Annotated in this window: 19 protein-coding genes; 15 read left to right on the top strand and 4 right to left on the bottom strand. The window is 48.6% G+C overall.

The features are described from left to right. Positions 1–13: 13 nt before the first annotated feature. Genes GVY42_RS04210 through GVY42_RS04200 form a run of 3 tightly spaced genes read right to left on the bottom strand, consistent with a single transcriptional unit; the run spans position 14 to position 2,567 of the window. Positions 14–394 (bottom strand): VOC family protein, encoded by a 381-nt coding sequence (locus tag GVY42_RS04210; RefSeq protein WP_074036798.1) that lies wholly within the window; start codon positions 392–394, stop codon positions 14–16. Beyond that, positions 391–1,560: a sugar MFS transporter gene (locus GVY42_RS04205; RefSeq protein WP_159562419.1), complete on the bottom strand. Its 1,170-nt coding sequence runs from the start codon at positions 1,558–1,560 to the stop codon at positions 391–393. The genes GVY42_RS04210 and GVY42_RS04205 overlap by 4 nt, the downstream gene beginning before the upstream one ends. Then, entirely contained in the window at positions 1,557–2,567 is a 1,011-nt protein-coding gene (locus tag GVY42_RS04200) for an ROK family protein (RefSeq protein ID WP_159562418.1), read from the bottom strand. The genes GVY42_RS04205 and GVY42_RS04200 overlap by 4 nt, the downstream gene beginning before the upstream one ends. Before the next feature lie 226 nt (positions 2,568–2,793). Between GVY42_RS04200 and xerD the strand changes: the two genes are divergently transcribed. The 6 genes from xerD to GVY42_RS04170 all read left to right on the top strand — a co-directional run bounded on the left by xerD (position 2,794) and on the right by GVY42_RS04170 (position 8,022). Beyond that, the gene (xerD, locus tag GVY42_RS04195) at positions 2,794–3,678 is read left to right on the top strand and encodes a site-specific tyrosine recombinase XerD (protein WP_167365518.1); all 885 of its coding nucleotides are present in this window, start codon (positions 2,794–2,796) and stop codon (positions 3,676–3,678) included. Positions 3,679–3,701: 23 nt separating this feature from the next. Then, the gene (gene deoB, locus GVY42_RS04190; RefSeq protein WP_159562417.1) at positions 3,702–4,868 is read left to right on the top strand and encodes a phosphopentomutase; all 1,167 of its coding nucleotides are present in this window, start codon (positions 3,702–3,704) and stop codon (positions 4,866–4,868) included. 13 nt (positions 4,869–4,881) lie between these two features. Next, positions 4,882–5,691 (top strand): purine-nucleoside phosphorylase, encoded by an 810-nt coding sequence (locus GVY42_RS04185; protein ID WP_012726501.1) that lies wholly within the window; start codon positions 4,882–4,884, stop codon positions 5,689–5,691. Between the two features lie 28 nt (positions 5,692–5,719). Next, positions 5,720–7,021, top strand: coding sequence for a pyrimidine-nucleoside phosphorylase (locus GVY42_RS04180; RefSeq protein ID WP_012726500.1), 1,302 nt, complete (start codon positions 5,720–5,722; stop codon positions 7,019–7,021). Positions 7,022–7,135: 114 nt separating this feature from the next. After that, a complete protein-coding gene (locus GVY42_RS04175; RefSeq protein WP_074036812.1) occupies positions 7,136–7,576 on the top strand; it encodes a peptidylprolyl isomerase in 441 nt (146 codons plus the stop codon). An 89-nt stretch (positions 7,577–7,665) separates the two neighbouring features. Further along, complete coding sequence (locus GVY42_RS04170) at positions 7,666–8,022, top strand: GCN5 family acetyltransferase (protein WP_074036814.1); 357 nt, start codon at positions 7,666–7,668, stop codon at positions 8,020–8,022. Positions 8,023–8,076: 54 nt separating this feature from the next. Here GVY42_RS04170 and GVY42_RS04165 read toward each other — a convergent pair whose 3' ends face one another. Next, complete coding sequence (locus GVY42_RS04165; protein ID WP_159562416.1) at positions 8,077–8,559, bottom strand: DUF309 domain-containing protein; 483 nt, start codon at positions 8,557–8,559, stop codon at positions 8,077–8,079. An 83-nt stretch (positions 8,560–8,642) separates the two neighbouring features. On the opposite strand from GVY42_RS04165, the gene GVY42_RS04160 reads away from it, so the two are divergent. From GVY42_RS04160 to GVY42_RS04120, 9 genes are all read left to right on the top strand, one after another. Beyond that, on the top strand, positions 8,643–9,410 hold the full coding sequence (locus tag GVY42_RS04160; protein WP_159562415.1) for a segregation/condensation protein A: 768 nt from the start codon (positions 8,643–8,645) through the stop codon (positions 9,408–9,410). Then, complete coding sequence (gene scpB / locus GVY42_RS04155) at positions 9,388–9,981, top strand: SMC-Scp complex subunit ScpB (protein ID WP_074036818.1); 594 nt, start codon at positions 9,388–9,390, stop codon at positions 9,979–9,981. The genes GVY42_RS04160 and scpB overlap by 23 nt, the downstream gene beginning before the upstream one ends. Positions 9,982–9,985: 4 nt before the next feature. Continuing rightward, complete coding sequence (locus GVY42_RS04150; protein ID WP_012726494.1) at positions 9,986–10,744, top strand: pseudouridine synthase; 759 nt, start codon at positions 9,986–9,988, stop codon at positions 10,742–10,744. Positions 10,745–10,880: 136 nt separating this feature from the next. Beyond that, positions 10,881–11,462 (top strand): thiol-disulfide oxidoreductase ResA, encoded by a 582-nt coding sequence (gene resA, locus GVY42_RS04145; protein WP_047795228.1) that lies wholly within the window; start codon positions 10,881–10,883, stop codon positions 11,460–11,462. 19 nt (positions 11,463–11,481) lie between these two features. Further along, entirely contained in the window at positions 11,482–13,026 is a 1,545-nt protein-coding gene (locus GVY42_RS04140) for a cytochrome c biogenesis protein ResB (protein ID WP_159562414.1), read from the top strand. Then, complete coding sequence (gene ccsB / locus GVY42_RS04135; RefSeq protein WP_031423441.1) at positions 13,026–14,210, top strand: c-type cytochrome biogenesis protein CcsB; 1,185 nt, start codon at positions 13,026–13,028, stop codon at positions 14,208–14,210. Before GVY42_RS04140 ends, ccsB begins: the two co-directional genes overlap by 1 nt. A 160-nt stretch (positions 14,211–14,370) precedes the next feature. Continuing rightward, a complete protein-coding gene (locus tag GVY42_RS04130; RefSeq protein WP_159565546.1) occupies positions 14,371–15,087 on the top strand; it encodes a response regulator transcription factor in 717 nt (238 codons plus the stop codon). Next, on the top strand, positions 15,084–16,793 hold the full coding sequence (locus GVY42_RS04125; RefSeq protein WP_159562413.1) for an ATP-binding protein: 1,710 nt from the start codon (positions 15,084–15,086) through the stop codon (positions 16,791–16,793). The genes GVY42_RS04130 and GVY42_RS04125 overlap by 4 nt, the downstream gene beginning before the upstream one ends. Before the next feature lie 49 nt (positions 16,794–16,842). Beyond that, entirely contained in the window at positions 16,843–17,394 is a 552-nt protein-coding gene (locus tag GVY42_RS04120; protein WP_012726488.1) for a cob(I)yrinic acid a,c-diamide adenosyltransferase, read from the top strand. Positions 17,395–17,398: the final 4 nt, after the last annotated feature.

Here is a 17,398-nt window from a genome sequence, read left to right as displayed (position 1 = left end):
TGTCTCCTTCTGTTTAGATTGTCAATTCGATGATGTTGCCTTCCGGATCAAGGATGACGCTTTCGTAATAACCATCACCGGTCGTCCGTGGACCGTCAACGTGTGTGTATCCATCAAGTTGAAAGCGTTCCGTCAAGGCATCTACCGCGTGTTTACTTCCGAGTGAAAAGGCGAGATGTGCATACCCGGCCGATTCTTTCGGATGTTCTTTAAGGTGAGGTCGTCTCATCAGTTCGAGTCGGCAACGTGAACCTCGAAACGTTAAAAAGTACGATTCAAACTGTTTCTTCTCGTTTTCATATTTATCATTTGACTGTGCATCAAAATAGACTTCGTAAAACCTGCGCATGTTTTCGATATCGTTTACCCAAAGGGCGACATGTTCAATTCTCATATAGAATCCTCCTCTGATGTTCGTCTAATCATTTGATTCAACCGTTCTGTATTGAAGAGCATCCCGGTCATGATCAGGATGACCACAAACGGTAAAAAACGGAGTGACGTCATAGACACGATTAATCCGAATAACGGGGGGAGAAACGTACTCCCTGAGTAGGCGAATGCCATTTGAAACCCCATCAAACGTTTCGATTGTGCCGAGCCAAACCGATTCGGCGTATCGTGAAGCATACTTGGATAAATCGGAGCCAATCCGAAGCCAATCAGCATCAAGCCGACGAGCATCGTCGCGGAGATTGGGATGAAGAAGAGGATGCTTCCGACAAGGGCGAGTATTTGTCCCATCCGGATCATCTGTTTGTTCGTGAAACGGAACGAGAGGAATCCGCTCACAAACCGTCCAATTGTGATACTACCGTAGTAGATGGACACCCATGCCGCAGCCGTCGCAATGGAAAACTGTTTCATCTGCACAAGATAACTGCTCGTCCATAACCCAATCAACGCTTCGACCCCGCAGTAAAGTAGAAATGTGGCCAATGCATAGGACACCCCGGTCGGTAGCTTGCGATCGAGTGTCGTGACGGCTGTTTCTTGAGGATGTGCAGTGGAATCCTCTTTCTGTTTCCAAAGTGGGAAAGACAACCACAATACGAGAGCTAAACTGAACTGAACGGCGGCGATAATCAAATAGCCGTCACGCCATCCATCCTCTGTTAATACACCCGCCATGACGAGTGGTCCCCCGGTCGCGCCGATTCCCCAAAAGCAGTGTAGCCAGTTCATATGATGTGCTTCGTAATGTTCGGCAACGTAATGATTCAGAGCGGCATCGACGGCACCGGCACCTAGACCGAGCGGGATGGCGAATACGAATAGCCAACCGATTGAAGGAGCAGAGTAGAATCCGAACAGACAGAGCGCTGTGAGTAATGTCGAACCGAACGTGACTTGTTTCGTGTCAAAATGTTTCAATAGTTTACCGCTCAGTAGACTCGAAAGAATCGTTCCACCAGCAATCGTCATAAAAATCCATCCGACCATCGATACGGGTGCGGAGAATTCTTGATGCATAAGTGGCCACCCGACACCGATGAGGGCATCCGGAAGACCAAGGCTGATAAATGCGAGATAGATCACGGCCAACAAAACAATCGTCATACGTCACCTCGCGGAATCGTTTCGAGCATCAATTCAATGCCGAGGCGAGCCAGTCCGGAAAAGTAATCCTCTTCCCATTCCCCAATCCGTAGACGAGGAAGGTGACGAGAGGGAAGATATCGTTCGCACGCGCGGTCGATGTGAGACAGATCGTCAGTAATGAGGTCGACGTCTGAAAAGATGAATGTGTGTGGGTTTAGTGTCGCAGCAAATGTAGCGACGAGCCGTCCTAATGCATCGATTTCTTCTTTTTTCAGAACATGTGGTCCATAAGGCTTGTTTTTTATGCGGTCAAAGAAAGTTGCATCATCATAAAGCGGAAGAAATGAAACTTCACCACTAAACCCGGATTGTCCGCGAGCGACATGTCCATCGAGCAAGATACCAGCACCTGGACCATTCTTTCCGAGGCCGAGATAGACGATGGACTGATGTGTTGTGGTCTCATCTCGTATGGAAAATCCATAGACGGCGGCATTCATATCATTTTCAATGACGACCGGAAGTCCAGTTCGTTCCATCAACCAGTTCTTCAAATCTAAATGCGCCAGTGATGGATATTCTGGGGCGAAAACAATTCGACCCGTATCGACTGCAGCGGCGACGCCGACAGAGATGGCACCGATTTTTATTGTGTGCTCATCGAATGTATCGACGAGTTTGCCTAACGTCTCTAAATGCGTGCCTGAGACTAGAGTTACACCTTCTTCAACATTCTGAGTTTGACAGTCAATCAAGCGATAGTGAATCTCGCTCGCTTCGATATATAGGGTCAGGCAACATCGGAATGTTGGATTGTATTTATAACTTTTTGCGGGTCTTCCTCCTTTTGGGGCAAGTTGACCGTGTTCGATGACTTCACCGTGTTCAATCATGTCATCAATCATCTTCTTAACGGTAGGGAATGAAACGTGTGTGGCCTTACTCAACTCGGAAATTGTCGAAACATTGTGTAGGGCAATTTGCTTTCGGATGTCGACTAGTAATTCGTGTTGCAGATCTTTCATCACGATTCAACTCCTATCAACTTTTTAAAATATTTTAATAAGTTATTTGTAGTATAACGTTTCTCATTTGAAGATGCCAGAAAAATAAGAATTCTGAGATGTATTTTTATCACGTAAACGTTCACAAAAAAGTGAATAAAAAATGAGGTCAGACATCTTCACAACAGTTTACATAAGTGATATGCTGTAAGCGTATTCAGGTGAAACAAGGAAGGAGGAGGGTATGATGCGTTCGCATATCGAGTCATTTCTTCAATACATGACAGTTGAAAAGCGGATGTCCGCGAATACGAGACAGGCGTATGCGAGCGATTTGACGCAGTACGCATCGACCTTGACCCAACTTGGGGTAGAAGAGTGGAATGAAGTGACACGTTCGCATATCGTCAAACATATCGAAGAACTGTCACAGGCGGGGCGAGCTTCGTCCTCATTAAGACGAGCTGTCAGTTCGATTCGGATGTTTCATCATCATCTCAAAATGACCGGAGTCACGACGACCGATCCGTCTCTTTACCTAGAATCTCCAAAAGCAGAAAAGCAACTTCCGGATACATGGTCACAAGCGGAAGTTGAACGTCTGTTGGACAGCGTCCCGACGTCGGACCCGCTCTCGTTACGAGACCGAGCCATGCTTGAATTGCTTTACGGGACAGGGATGCGGGTCAGTGAACTTTTAGGTTTGGATTTGGATGATTTGCAGTTCGAATTGGGGTATCTACAATGTGAAGGGAAAGGCGAGCGCGCACGAATCATTCCGGTATCCTCGGTTGCCCAAAGTTTTGTCGAGCGTTACATCCAACAAGCTCGTAACGGACTTGGCGGCAGAGAGACCGAAGCGCTCTTTTTAAACGGCAGAGGAGGACGGCTCAGTCGCCAAGGATTTTGGAAGATGATCAAACGACGAGCCAAACTTGCTGGAATTGACAAAGAAATCACACCGCACGTACTCCGTCATTCTTTTGCGACACACCTTCTCGAGAACGGTGCGGATTTACGCGCCATTCAACAGATGCTCGGTCATGCGGATTTAGCGACGACGCAAGTGTATACACACGTCAACAAATCACGATTGCATGATGTGTATCGTAAGCATCACCCTCGTGCCTAGACACCGAAAAGGAGGAATTTTTTGTGAAGAAGTTTAAACGTATTTTCTTAGTCGTCATGGACTCGGTCGGTATCGGTGAAGCACCAGATGCTGAACAGTTCGGTGACAAAGGGGCCGACACGCTCGGGCATATCGCGCGTGAACATAACGGATTGAACATGCCGAACATGGGTAAACTTGGACTTTCGAACATCAAGCCGATTCAAGGCATCGATGCATCGGATGCACCGAGTGCGTATGGTCGCATGGAAGAAATCTCAGCTGGTAAGGATACGATGACAGGACATTGGGAAATCATGGGTCTTCATATCGATACACCATTCCGTGTATTCGAGGAGTTCCCTGATGACTTGATTCACCGCCTCGAAGAGTTCAGCGGACGTAAAATCATCGGAAACAAACCGGCGTCAGGAACAGAAATTTTGGACGAACTCGGTGAAGAGCATGTCGAGACTGGCGCTCTGATTGTCTATACATCAGCCGACTCAGTCCTTCAAATCGCAGCACACGAGGACATCGTGCCGGTTGATGAGTTGTACCGAATCTGCGAATACGCTCGTGAAATCACACGCGAAGATCCATACATGCTCGGACGAATCATCGCTCGTCCGTTCATCGGGACACCAGGAGCATGGGTCCGTACGGCAAACCGTCACGATTACGCCTTGAAACCATTCGGCAAGACCGTCATGAACACGCTCGAGGAAGCTGGGAAAGACGTCATCGCATTAGGGAAAATCAGCGATATTTACGATGGTGAAGGTGTGACAAAAGCGGTCCGCACGAAATCGAACATGGATGGCATGGACAAATTGGTCGAGTCGCTCGAGGAAGACTTCGAAGGGCTCTGCTTCTTGAATTTAGTTGACTTCGACGCATTATTCGGTCATCGTCGTGACCCGGAAGGCTATGCGGTCGCGCTTGAAGAGTATGACGCTCGCTTACCGGAAGTGATGGAGCGCCTTCGTGAAGATGACTTGCTCATCATCACGGCTGACCACGGAAATGACCCTGTTCATGCCGGTACAGATCACACGCGTGAATACGTTCCGCTCATCGTTCATCACAACGGAGCGAAGGCGGTTGATTTAGGCATTCGTGGTACGTTCGCAGATATCGGTGCGACCGTCGCTGACAACTTTGACGTTGCGGCACCATCAAACGGAAAGAGTTTCTTAAACGAAATTTGAGGAGGCAATATTCATGGTAAATTGGAACGAAACAAAAGCGTTTTTGCAGGAGCGTATGGGCAGTACACCAGAAATCGGACTCATTCTAGGCTCGGGACTTGGAGTCCTCGCGGACGAGATTGAGAACCCGGTAGCGATTCCTTATGAGGAGATTCCACACTTCCCGGTATCGACTGTCGAAGGACATGCGGGTCAACTCGTGTTCGGTGAACTTGAAGGAAAACGAGTCGTCGCCATGCAAGGACGGTTCCACTTCTATGAAGGATACTCGATGGAACAAGTGACGTTCCCGGTTCGTGTCCTCAAATTGATCGGTGTCGAGACTCTCATCGTCACAAACGCGGCAGGAGCATGTAACGAGTCATTCAACCCAGGCGACTTGATGATCATCACAGATCATATCAACTTCTTTGGTACGAGCCCGCTCATCGGGAAGAATGCGAGTGAATTCGGGACACGTTTCCCTGACATGTCAGAAGCGTACGATAAAGAGCTCGTGAAATTGACAGAACGTGTCGCTTCAGACCTTGGACTTTCTGTACAAAAAGGGGTTTACTTCGGTAACACAGGTCCTACGTACGAAACACCAGCTGAAGTCAAAATGGCCCGTCTTCTCGGTGGCGACGTCGTCGGTATGTCGACCGTTCCAGAAGTCATTGTCGCGCGTCATTCGGATATGCGTGTCCTCGGGATCTCGTGTGTCTCGAACATGGCAGCAGGCATCTTAGATCAACCACTCAACCATGAAGAAGTCATCGAAACGACAGAGCGCGTTCGTCAAGACTTCCTCTCTCTCGTACGTGGCACGATTAAAAGCATGTAAGTAACTTAATTTTAGGAGGACGACAGTTATGCGTATGGTCGATTTGATTTTAAAGAAACGTAACGGTGGAGAATTGAACGAAGAGGAGATTCGCTTCGTTGTCGAAGGTTTCACGAACGAATCAATCCCTGACTATCAGATGTCAGCCTTATCGATGGCCATCTACTTCAATGGGATGACTGAAAACGAGACGGCTGCATTGACGATGGAAATGGTGAAGTCTGGTGATACGATTGACCTTTCCAACATCGAAGGGAAAAAAGTTGACAAGCACTCGACGGGCGGCGTCGGGGACAAAATCAGCTTGATCGTGGCACCACTCGTTGCTTCAATCGGCATCCCCGTTGCGAAGATGAGCGGTCGTGGTCTCGGTCACACGGGTGGTACGATTGATAAGCTCGAATCATTCCCGGGGTTCAACGTTGAATTGACGGAAGAACAATTCACGAAACAAGTGAATGATATCAAAATGTCGATCATCGGTCAGACAGGGAACTTGACGCCTGCTGATAAGCGCTTGTATGCGCTCCGCGACGTTACGGCTACGGTCGAATCGATCCCGCTTATCGCAAGTTCAATCATGTCGAAGAAGATTGCAGCAGGCGCGGACAGTATCGTTCTTGACGTCAAGACAGGTTCTGGTGCGTTCATGAAATCGTTTGATGATGCGAAAGCCCTCGCGGAAGAAATGGTCGCAATCGGGAAAAACGTCGGACGTAAGACGGTCGCGGTCATCACAGACATGGACCAACCGCTCGGCTTTGAAATCGGGAACGCGAACGAAGTGAAAGAAGCGATTGAAGTCCTCTCAGGTAAAGAAGTCGAAGATTTGAAAACAATCGCGCTCACGATCGCTGGACATATGGCTGTCCTCGGTGAATTCTATCCGACGTTTGAAGAAGCATATGCCGACCTTGAGAAGCGCATTGCAGATGGACACGCCCTCGAGGTGTTCCGCAAGTTCGTCGAAGCACAAGGTGGCGACGCATCACTCGTCGATGATGTGACGAAATTACCACAAGCTTCATATGAGACGACATTCGTCGCAAAAGAAGCAGGTTATGTCGAGTCGATCATCGCAGACGAAGTGGGTGTTGCGGCGATGCTTCTCGGTGCAGGACGCGCGACAAAAGAAGACAAAATCGATTTTGCGGCAGGCATCACGCTTGAGAAGAAAGTCGGCGACCGTGTCGAGGCAGGCGATGTGATCGCGGTACTCCGTTCGAACATCGAAGACATGTCTTCAGCCATCGAGCGTTTAGACCATGCGTATACGATCGGTGCAACGAAACCAGAGGCACGTCCACTCGTTCACGCGGTGATTCAATAAGGCAGAACGTCTGTTTCCACAAAAAAGTGGAGACAGACGTGTTTTTTTGATAAGATGGGTAATGTGAGTGTCAAACAGCAGGATACATATTATGAAAAAGGGGTTGCTTGAAACATGAAAAAAGGTTCTATGAAACTTGAGAATGGCGAAATGATTGAATTTGATTTATTCCACGGTGAAGCACCGATCACGGTTGAAAACTTCGAAAAACTTGCGAACAGCGGGTTTTACAACGGATTGACGTTCCACCGTGTCATCCCTGGTTTCGTCAGCCAAGGTGGTTGCCCACAAGGAACTGGAATGGGTGGCGCAGGCTATACGATTCCTTGTGAGACATCGACATCGTTCCCACACAAACACGAAGCGGGTTCACTCTCAATGGCCCACGCAGGTCGTGACACAGGGTCTTCACAGTTCTTCATCGTCCATGAGCCACAACCGCATTTGGATGGTGTCCATACGGTATTTGGTAAAGTGACATCTGGTCTTGAGCATGCCGTCAAACTTCGTCAAGGTACGAAGATGGCAGAAGTGAAGGTTTGGGACGAGAATTGATTTTTGCCTGAAGGGTATGGCACAATGAACCATGTCTCTCACGTGTTCACGTCGTGAAACTTGAATGACAAAAGGTGGTGAACCCAGCGATGCTGGTCAAATATAAACGTTCTTATGAAAAGACGGCGATGGGTCTACTCGCATTCTCATGCAGTGACAAATCTCCGCTAAGCTTGCTTGAACTCGTCCGATCGTATGACGAGGAGGAGTCGAAGTTCCTCTATTTGTGGAAAGTCGGTGAAGACTTCGTTGGTATCATTGGTATGGAGCAACAAGAAACGACAATGGTCATCGACCATATCGCCTTGTCGCCATCATTCCGTGGCGAGAAACGTTCTTACGAGCTTCTAGACGAGGTAAGAAACGTCCTTCCACTTGATTTGACGCTAACCGGTACAGGCAAGACGGGCGATTTACTGGATAAATGGAATCAATTAGTCGTCTGACGATAAAAACCCCTGCAATCACGACCCTGTGACTGCGGGGGTTTTGCATGTGGTTCAGGAATGGCTAGCGGAATTCCTCGCTCGTTGACGTTCGAGAAGGGCAGATTTCCGTTCCATAATCACTTCGCTCCGGTCACGGTGTAGATGTTTATGAACGAGTTCCTCGAACGCGAGGTCCGTCGATGGAAACGTCGATTTTAGGGATTCGACCGTCTCACGGACATCTGATTGCAATGGAATCGTCGCGCGAAGCGGCCATTCCTCGAGTTGTGCGATGAAGGAGTCGACATCTAGACCGAGTTCATTCAAATAGGGAGAAGCGATGTCAATCTTTCGACGTAAGAGTCGCAAGCTCTTTTTTGCGCCGACCAAATTGTCGCGCCGGAGGTGATAGTGGATGACAGCATATTGGATGAGCGCTGCATAGCCGTGGTGACGGCGTCCGTCTGCCTGCCACGCCTCTTCTAATACCTCATGACATTCGAAATAATCGGCATGACATTCAAAAAGCAACGTATAATGAATAAAAGGGGTCATGAATCAATTTTCTCCTTTCGTGTCCACGGTGTTATAAAACATGTTATACTAAAGCGCAAAAATGTAAAATGGCAGGTGTCTCTATGGAAGCCTATAACGTTAAAATTGATACGTTCGAAGGTCCACTCGACCTGTTGCTCCATTTGATTGGAAAAATGGAGATTGATATCGTCGACATTTCCGTGGCAGAAGTCACTGACCAGTATGTCGGCTATATTCGCACGATGCAAAAATTTGAACTCGATGTGGCCAGTGAATACTTGGTCATGGCGGCGACGTTGCTCCAATTGAAGAGCAAACAATTGTTACCGCCAGTTTCGGTCGAGGATGAAGAGGTTCCAGACTTCAGTGAGGAACCGACGCGTGAAGGTCTCATTCGTCAATTGATTGAATACAAAGCATATAAAGAAGCGGTCGTCTTCATGCGTGAACAAGAAGAACACCGGCTTGAATTGTATACGCGACCGGGTGAAGATTTGACGACTTATATGTCTGAAGAGGTGTCTAAGTATGACGGACCACTCAACTTCTCGGATCTTCTCCACGCCTATTCGAAGATGATTGAACGGAAACGTTGGAAAGAACGACGCAAAAAGACGATCAAGCGGGAAGAGCGTACGCTTGAAGAGCAGATGACGCGTCTTCATGAACACGTATCGTCGACGAGACAAACGTCATTTTTCTCCTTTTTTGTTGAGCAACCGAACGTCTCGGATCTCGTGGTAACGTTTATGGCGCTTCTTGAGCTGATCAAGCTACGGGTCGTCGTAACAAAACAACTCGACCAAGATATTCAAATCTCATTCATTGAATCATCAAAGAAAGGGGATGAAGCGGTTGCTGTCTTATGAGACGATTATTGAAGGATTGCTGTTCGTCGTCGGTGATGAAGGGATGGAAGTACGAGCGCTTGCCGAGACGCTCGATATCTCAGAAGCTGCGGCACGAGAACAGCTCAGTAAGCTAGAGACATCGTTCAAGTCATCGAATCGACCGTTTCAGCTCATGGAATCGGCAGGTGTCTACAAGCTCGTGACCGTTCCGGACGTCTCTCCGTACATTCAAAAATATGTCGGGACGATGGCTGAGCAGGCGCTCTCACGTGCAGCGATGGAGACGCTAGTTATCATCGCCTACAAACAGCCGGTCACACGAGCGGATATCGAAGAGATTCGCGGAGTCAAAGTCGAACGGGTCATCCATACGTTGTTATCGAAAGGATTGATCGAATCGGCTGGTCGTGCGAAGACGATTGGTCGTGCCAAGCTGTATCGTACGACAGAGCACTTCCTCGACCATTTCGGGTTCAACTCGCTCGAAGAATTGCCACCATTAACATTTGAGGATGAACTGACAGACGAAGGCGATTTGTTCTTCGGTCAGGAATCACCGAAGCAAGAAGAGAGATTGGAGAAGGATTAATCATATGGAACGTTTGCAAAAAGTAATCGCACAAGCGGGGGTCGCCTCGCGTCGGAAAGCGGAAGAAATGATTTTGGATGGTCGCGTCCGCGTGAACGGAAAAGTCGTCCGTGAACTCGGGACGAAAGTTGGACCGAAGTCAGAGATTGAAGTCGATGGCGTCAAAATCGAACAAGAAGAGCACGTCTACTATTTGCTTTATAAACCGAGTGGCTACGTATCGACGGTCGATGACGACAAAGGACGTAAAGTCATCACAGACCTCGTCCCACCAGGAGCACGTGTATTCCCGGTCGGTCGTCTTGACTACAACACGACGGGTCTCATCATCTTGACGAACGATGGTGAGTTCTCGAACATGATGACACACCCGAAATATAAAATTCAAAAGCGCTATGTGGCAAAAGTGAAGAACATCCCATCTTACTTGGCCATCAAACAGCTTGAGTCTGGTGTCGAACTCGATGACGGATTCAAAACGGGAAGTGCGAAAGTGAAGATGAAGTCTGTAGACCAGAAGAAGAACACAGCCATCCTCGAAATCGTCATCTCGGAAGGTCACAATCGTCAAATCCGTCGGATGGTGGAAGCCATTGGTTCAGAGGTCATCAAACTGAAGCGTGAACAGTTCGGTTTCTTGACGCTCGACGGTCTGAACACGGGCGACTGGCGTGAACTTTCACACAAAGAAATCAGTAAGCTTCGGGAACTTGCGAACCCTACCGTTCCACCGAAACCACGAGGCAAAAAGAAGAAAAAATAACAACAAAAAATCGTCCTGAAATAGGATGATTTTTTTGATTGTGTAGATTGTGTGACAAAAAAATGAAAAAAGTCTGTTAATGTGCGTTTTTAATGTTTTTTCAGTACAATAGCAACTGAAGGATGGTGTGAAAACGATGACAAAAGATCAACAAAAAGACGACCGGATGGAACAAGCGGTCGCAAAAAAGAAAAAGAGGTCATTTTGGCGGATGATGATCATGACGGTCGTTCTCTTCGCGGGAGCGGTTACGATCATGCAAACATTCGACCAAGCGGGTAATGATGGACGCATCGAGGCGGGCGACGAGGCACCGAACTTCAAGCTCGTCACACTCGACGGTTCGACCTTGTATGAGCGAGATAACTACGAAGGGAAAGGGATGCTCTTGAACTTCTGGGGTACGTTCTGTGAACCGTGTAAGAAAGAGATGCCGGTCGTACAAGAAAACTATGCGACACTTCAAGACATGGGTGTCGATTTTTGGGCCGTGAACGTCGGAGAGACACCGCTTCGTGTCGATAATTTCATCAACGACCTTGGTGTCGGGCTCGACTATCCGATTTTGATGGATACCCAGAGCGAAGTCGAAGGAGCGTATGGCATTTATAACCTACCCGTCACATTCGTCATCGATGGTGAAGGGAACGTAATTGAAAAGTATGAAGGTGAACTCACGAAAGAGAAATTGATGGAGCTAGCCGAGAAGTCATTGTAAGCGAACGGGGGACGCACAGATGCTAGATATGAAATACGAAGGCGCTGATTTACGGTCGAAGCGTCGTCCGAAATCGATCATTGACCGTGTGTGGAACTTCTTTGCATCGGTCAAAGTGGGGTTGTGGTTAATTGCATTGATTATTGTCGGTTCGGCAATCGGAACAATCTTTCCTCAAGAGATGTACATCCCACAACAATTACCGCCTGAACAATATTATATGGAGGAGTATGGAACACCGGGTTCTATTTATTACGCCCTCGGATTCCATAACCTATACACATCGTGGTGGTACATCGGTCTGATTGTCATGTTGACGCTCTCACTCGTCGTCGTGTCGATTGACCGTGGGGTTCCGCTCTATAAGGCGCTTAAAAAACAACCGGTCAGACGGACAGAACGTTTTATGAAGGGGCAACGTCTCTTCGGACAAGGTGATGGGACGGAGGCTCAAATTGACGAGATCGCAGTCGCACTTAAAAAGAAACGATATACCGTCAAACGGGACGGCGATGCTCTGTTAGCAGAGAAACACCGGTTTGGTCGTTGGGGTCCGTACGTCAACCACCTCGGACTTGTCATCTTCTTCCTAGGGGCGATGCTGCGAGTGTTCCCTGCATTCCATACGGATACGCTCGAATGGGTGCGTGAAGGCGACACGGTGTCGCTAGAGGCGACTGACGGCGAGTACTACTTACGGAACGACCAGTTCATTCTTGAAATGTACGACCCTGAGAACAATGAAGAGGACGCGAAGTTCGCGGCCGCCATTGAAAAAGCAGGAGCCGTTCCTAAAAATTATGAGACAGAGTTGACGTTATTCAAAAAGACGGGAACGAACGAGGACGGATCGCCGCAACTCGAGCAAGTCGATGTCGGTTCGACGAAAGTCAACCACCCGTTTAAGTTCGATAAATTTGAAGTGTATCAGGAACAATATTCAAGTCGTCCAGAGTTTTTATCGATGTCGTTCATGTTGGCAGATAAAGAAACCGGCGACGAATATGGTCCGTTCAAAGTTGATTTGGAGAATCCGGAGAAGTCTTATGAGCTCGATGGGGTCACCGTCACGTTGAAAGATTTGTATCCAGACTTTGAGGTGAAAGATGGACAACCGAATACGAAATCACCACGTGCACTGAATCCTGCCTTCTTCTTCAACGTTGAATCACCTGAAGGAGAAACGGAGTCGAATTTAATCGGCATTCGTCTGAATGTCGCTGATGAAGAGAACCGCTACGATGTCCAGTTTGCAGGTACAGAGATGGCGAGCACGAGTGGTTTACGTGTGAAGAGTGACTCCACCTATCCGATTTTGATCGTCGGTGCCACGATCTTTATGATCGGTATTGCGATGGGCATGTACTGGCCACACCGTCGCGTTTGGATCCGTCGTCATGAAGAGGGCGTGCTTGTCGCCGGTTTTACGAATAAAAACCCGTCCTCGCTCCGTCGTGAAGTGTCGCCGCTATTAGAACAAACTGGCTTACCGATGTGGGAAGACCAGGCGAGATTCACAGAGAAGTCGGAGAACGAGTCAACAGATGAAAGAGGGGAATCTTGATGGAATGGATTGAATGGAGCAGCCGAATGCTGTTTATCGCGTTCTTCCTGTACGCAATCTCGACGGTTCTCTTTACGATTGCCGTCAGTGGTATGCGTAAAGATCGAAACGTCAACCGTGTTGCCTATGGGAAATACGCCTTTATCTTGGCAATCATCGGCTTTGTCGCTCAAATGACATATTTCTTTATGCGCTGGGCAGGTGTCGGCTATGCGCCGGTATCAAACTTGTACGAATATACGACGTTCTTCGGTATGATGATGGTACTTGGGTTCCTCGTCGTATATGGAATTTATAAAAATGATGTACTCGGCTTGTTCGCGATGCCGGTGGCGTTACTCGTCATCGCCTTCGCCTCAATGTTCTCGAGTGAAGTCGCACCGCTCATCCCGGCACTCAACAGTGTATGGCTGAAAATTCACGTTACGACGGCTGCGCTCGGACAAGGGATTTTGGCCATTAGTTTTGCATCGGGCCTCATTTTCTTATTGAACGAAACATCGATGAAAGAACAGTCTAAGTCACGGACGTGGCTCGAAGTGACGATGTTTGTCCTCATGTGCACGCTCGGCTTCATCATCGTCTCGATGTTATTCAAGGGGATTGGTGCCGGAGGTGTCGTCGAGTTCACGAACGACCGCGGTCAAGCAGAGACGTATGAATATTTCATGCCGATCTTGTTCGTCCCAGAAGGGGCACAACTCGTGTCTGGCGCGAGTGGCTTGTCACTCGAGCTCCCGAACTGGATCAATACACTCAAGTTGAACACGCTCATCTGGTCGGTCATTGGCGGAATTGTAATCTATGTGTTGCTCCGCTTTGTCATCTTGCGTAAACGCGTCGCTGAAGCGCTCCAACCCCTTGCAAAAAAAGTCGATCTCGACCTTGCTGATGAAATCAGCTATCGCTCGGTCGCGATTGGATTACCGGTCTTTATCCTTGGTGGTCTGATCTTTGCGATGATTTGGGCACAGATTGCTTGGAACCGTTTCTGGGGATGGGACCCGAAAGAAGTTTGGGCCCTCATCACGATGCTGATCTATATTTACTACTTGCATATGCGCATTCAGCGTGGCTGGACAGGAACGAAAGCGGCCTGGTTATGTGTCGGTGGATTTGCCATCATCATGTTCAACCTCGTCTTCGTCAACCTGGTCATTGCCGGTCTGCATTCGTATGCCTGACATAAAAGAAGTCACAATTGTGACTTCTTTTTCATTTGGTCCATCAAATCATCGTTGTGAAGCGAAATAATAGAGTGGTATAGTTATGGCAGAGAGTGGAATGTTCACAATTGTGCAACATTCGCTACAACTCGTAATGGGTCTTAGGAGGGTTTCAGGTATGGCTGAGAAAACGAAGATTTTAGTAGTCGACGACGAGGAGAGAATTCGCCGACTTTTGAAAATGTACTTAGAACGTGAACAGTATGTGATTGAAGAAGCGGTCAATGGCGAAGAGGCGCTCGCGCTTGCTCTTGATAACGAATACGACGTGATCTTGCTTGATTTGATGATGCCAAAGATGGATGGGGTTGAAGTATGTACAGAACTCCGGAAGACGAAAGCGACTCCGGTCATCATGCTCACGGCGAAAGGTGAAGAAATCGACCGTGTCCAAGGGTTCGAAGTCGGGGCGGATGATTATATCGTCAAGCCGTTCAGTCCGCGTGAAGTCGTGCTCCGCGTCAAAGCATTGCTTCGCCGCTCTGGTTCGACGAAGTTCATGCACACGAGTGAGAAGTCGAAGGATTTGATCGTCTTCCCACATCTGACAATCGATAATGATGCACACCACGTCACGGTGGACGGCGAGGAAATCGCCCTCACACCAAAAGAATATGAGTTATTGTTCTTCCTCGCAAAACAGGTGGATAAAGTCTTTTCACGAGAGCAGTTGTTAAAAGAAGTATGGAACTACGAATTTTTCGGAGACCTTCGGACCGTCGATACGCATGTGAAACGTCTTCGTGAGAAATTGAATCGTGTCTCACCGGACGCGGCGCATATGATCACGACCGTATGGGGTGTCGGGTACAAGTTCGAAGCTGCCAGTGAATGATGATTCGTCGAAACAGCATCGTCACGAAACTGTGGCTGACGATTCTCGTTTTGGTCAGTGTCATCTTATTCATCGTCTCGGTGTTGATGCTTGAATTTTTTAATTCCTTTCATATCGACCAGGAACGAGGCCATCTTGCCAAGCTCGGCGGACAGGTCCAATCGGTTTTGTTGAATGAAGGTGACACGTCCCAGACGATTGATCAAATCATCGAAGTGTACGGGGCTAACTATATCTTAGAGAACGGGACGACCCGATCGAATTTTGGAAATCAAGTGGATGGTTTGATGATGGAACTTGAACGACAGGATTGGGAAACTTATCAGGCGGTCGGTGAGACGGCCATCGGGAATTTCTCATCTTTTGACGACCAGGCCGCGCTAGCGTATCGGACGACCTTCTCCTTATCGACAGGACAGTATACGCTCTACCTGCTCGAACCGCTCGATGCGATCTCGAGTGCGAACGCGGGAGCACGGACCATCATTCTTTGGACCGTCGCTTCGGCCATCATCGTTACGACCGTCTTCGCTTTCTTCTTGTCGACACGAATCACAGCACCGCTCCGAGCGATGCGGGATGCAGTCAATAAGACGGGAGAGGGGCAATTTGATTTGCGTTTGGAGACGAAGACACGGGATGAGATTGGCGAGCTCGCTGCTTCTTTCAACGCAATGAGCAGTCAGCTTTCGAAATATGTGAATGCCCTTGACCGGGAACGGCTGCAACTTGCGTCGATTCTTCGTTCGATGGCAGACGGTGTCATTACACTCGATCGTCATGCGAACGTGATTGTCACGAACCCGCAAGCGAGTCCATTACTTCAAGATGGGCAACCACATGAAGTCGTATTGTCTCTTTATGAGGAAGTGATGGAGGGGACGTCTGAAAAGACGATCGAAGTGAAACAGGATGAGCGGTACTATACACTGACAGTCACACCACTCGTCGGAGAAGACGATTTTGAGGGTGCTGTCGTTGTCATCCGGGATACGTCAGAAAGTCATCGTCTCGATAAGATGCGGACCGATTTTGTGGCGAACATTAGCCATGAACTCCGGACACCGCTCGTGACGCTTCAAGGGTATTCAGAGGCAATCATCGATGGCATTACTGAGAGCGACGAGGCGACGAAAGAGTTCGCCTCCATCATCTATGATGAATCGCTCCGCTTGGCAAGACTCGTCAATGATTTGTTGGATTTGGCACGCATCGAATCGGGTAAAGAGACGATGCATTTCACTTCGTTTGATATTGGTGATTTTTTGCCCCGAGTCATGCGAAAGTTCAATCAGATGGCATCTGAAAAAGAGATTTGTTTACAGACCGACGCCCCGCACCGTCTCATCGAGGCGGATGGCGATCGTCTCGAGCAAGTGTTCACCAACTTGATTGGCAATGCTATCGCGCATACCGATTCTGGAGAAATTCGGATTGAGGCCACAGAAGAGACGGACGGGCTACGGATTCAGTTGACGGATACAGGTCACGGAATTCCTAAAGAGGATTTGCCGTTCGTATTCGAGCGATTCTATAAAGCCGATAAAGCCCGGACCAGTGGTTCGAAGACAGGGACAGGCATCGGACTCGCGATCGTGAAGAATGTGGTCGATGCCCATCACGGGAAAGTGAGCGTATCGAGTACACTCGGGGTCGGAACCACCTTCGAGATTTACTTACCATTTGAACAACCACACAACTCGTAATGGTGACTCGCTTGAGTCACCATTTGTGGCATTTTAAGGGGGGAGTCGAATGAAACGTTATACACGAACGGGCGACAAGGGTGAAACATCATTAATCGGTAGTCGTGTCGAGAAATCCCATCCTCAGATTGAAGCGATGGGTCATCTCGATGAGTTGAATAGTCAGATTGGACTCGCCATCGCGCATCAAGAGGATGAGACGCTCCGAATACAGCTGACGAAGATTCAGCACGACTTGTTCGACCTCGGATCGGAGCTGATGTATGCTGAGGCACCGCCAAAAATGGTCGATTTGTCGATCGTGACGGAACTAGAACGATGGATGGATGAGTGGGAGGAGTCCTGTCCGGAACTTGTGCGCTTCATCCTTCCGGGCGGCAGCGTTGCCGCAGCTAGCTTACATGTGGCTCGTGCCGTCTGTCGACGGGTCGAGCGTGACTTAGCGGCTCTCGGAGTCGCAGACCGGCAATTGCCTTACTTTAACCGCTTGAGTGATTATTTATTTACGGTTGCCCGTTACGCGAACGTCGTGGCAGGGGTGCCGGATCAAGAATATGCGCGCGGCGCTGCCGTGTTTCAACCAAAACGAAAAAAGGAGTGATCGG

The sequence above is a fragment of the Exiguobacterium sp. 8A genome, assembly GCF_902506275.1.
Classification (GTDB): Bacteria; Bacillota; Bacilli; order Exiguobacteriales; family Exiguobacteriaceae; genus Exiguobacterium; species Exiguobacterium profundum.
This window is presented reverse-complemented; position numbering and strand designations above follow the sequence as displayed.

Bases quoted from the DNA above. Each gene is read 5' to 3' on its own strand.
- GVY42_RS04210 (WP_074036798.1), bottom strand. From the start codon at position 394: ATGAGAATTGAACATGTCGCCCTTTGGGTAAACGATATCGAAAACATG.
- GVY42_RS04205 (WP_159562419.1), bottom strand. From the start codon at position 1,560: ATGACGATTGTTTTGTTGGCCGTGATCTATCTCGCATTTATCAGCCTT.
- GVY42_RS04200 (WP_159562418.1), bottom strand. From the start codon at position 2,567: ATGAAAGATCTGCAACACGAATTACTAGTCGACATCCGAAAGCAAATT.
- xerD (WP_167365518.1), top strand. From the start codon at position 2,794: ATGCGTTCGCATATCGAGTCATTTCTTCAATACATGACAGTTGAAAAG.
- GVY42_RS04185 (WP_012726501.1), top strand. From the start codon at position 4,882: ATGGTAAATTGGAACGAAACAAAAGCGTTTTTGCAGGAGCGTATGGGC.
- GVY42_RS04180 (WP_012726500.1), top strand. From the start codon at position 5,720: ATGCGTATGGTCGATTTGATTTTAAAGAAACGTAACGGTGGAGAATTG.
- GVY42_RS04175 (WP_074036812.1), top strand. From the start codon at position 7,136: ATGAAAAAAGGTTCTATGAAACTTGAGAATGGCGAAATGATTGAATTT.
- GVY42_RS04170 (WP_074036814.1), top strand. From the start codon at position 7,666: ATGCTGGTCAAATATAAACGTTCTTATGAAAAGACGGCGATGGGTCTA.
- GVY42_RS04165 (WP_159562416.1), bottom strand. From the start codon at position 8,559: ATGACCCCTTTTATTCATTATACGTTGCTTTTTGAATGTCATGCCGAT.
- GVY42_RS04160 (WP_159562415.1), top strand. From the start codon at position 8,643: ATGGAAGCCTATAACGTTAAAATTGATACGTTCGAAGGTCCACTCGAC.
- scpB (WP_074036818.1), top strand. From the start codon at position 9,388: ATGAAGCGGTTGCTGTCTTATGAGACGATTATTGAAGGATTGCTGTTC.
- GVY42_RS04150 (WP_012726494.1), top strand. From the start codon at position 9,986: ATGGAACGTTTGCAAAAAGTAATCGCACAAGCGGGGGTCGCCTCGCGT.
- resA (WP_047795228.1), top strand. From the start codon at position 10,881: ATGACAAAAGATCAACAAAAAGACGACCGGATGGAACAAGCGGTCGCA.
- GVY42_RS04140 (WP_159562414.1), top strand. From the start codon at position 11,482: ATGCTAGATATGAAATACGAAGGCGCTGATTTACGGTCGAAGCGTCGT.
- ccsB (WP_031423441.1), top strand. From the start codon at position 13,026: ATGGAATGGATTGAATGGAGCAGCCGAATGCTGTTTATCGCGTTCTTC.
- GVY42_RS04130 (WP_159565546.1), top strand. From the start codon at position 14,371: ATGGCTGAGAAAACGAAGATTTTAGTAGTCGACGACGAGGAGAGAATT.
- GVY42_RS04125 (WP_159562413.1), top strand. From the start codon at position 15,084: ATGATGATTCGTCGAAACAGCATCGTCACGAAACTGTGGCTGACGATT.
- GVY42_RS04120 (WP_012726488.1), top strand. From the start codon at position 16,843: ATGAAACGTTATACACGAACGGGCGACAAGGGTGAAACATCATTAATC.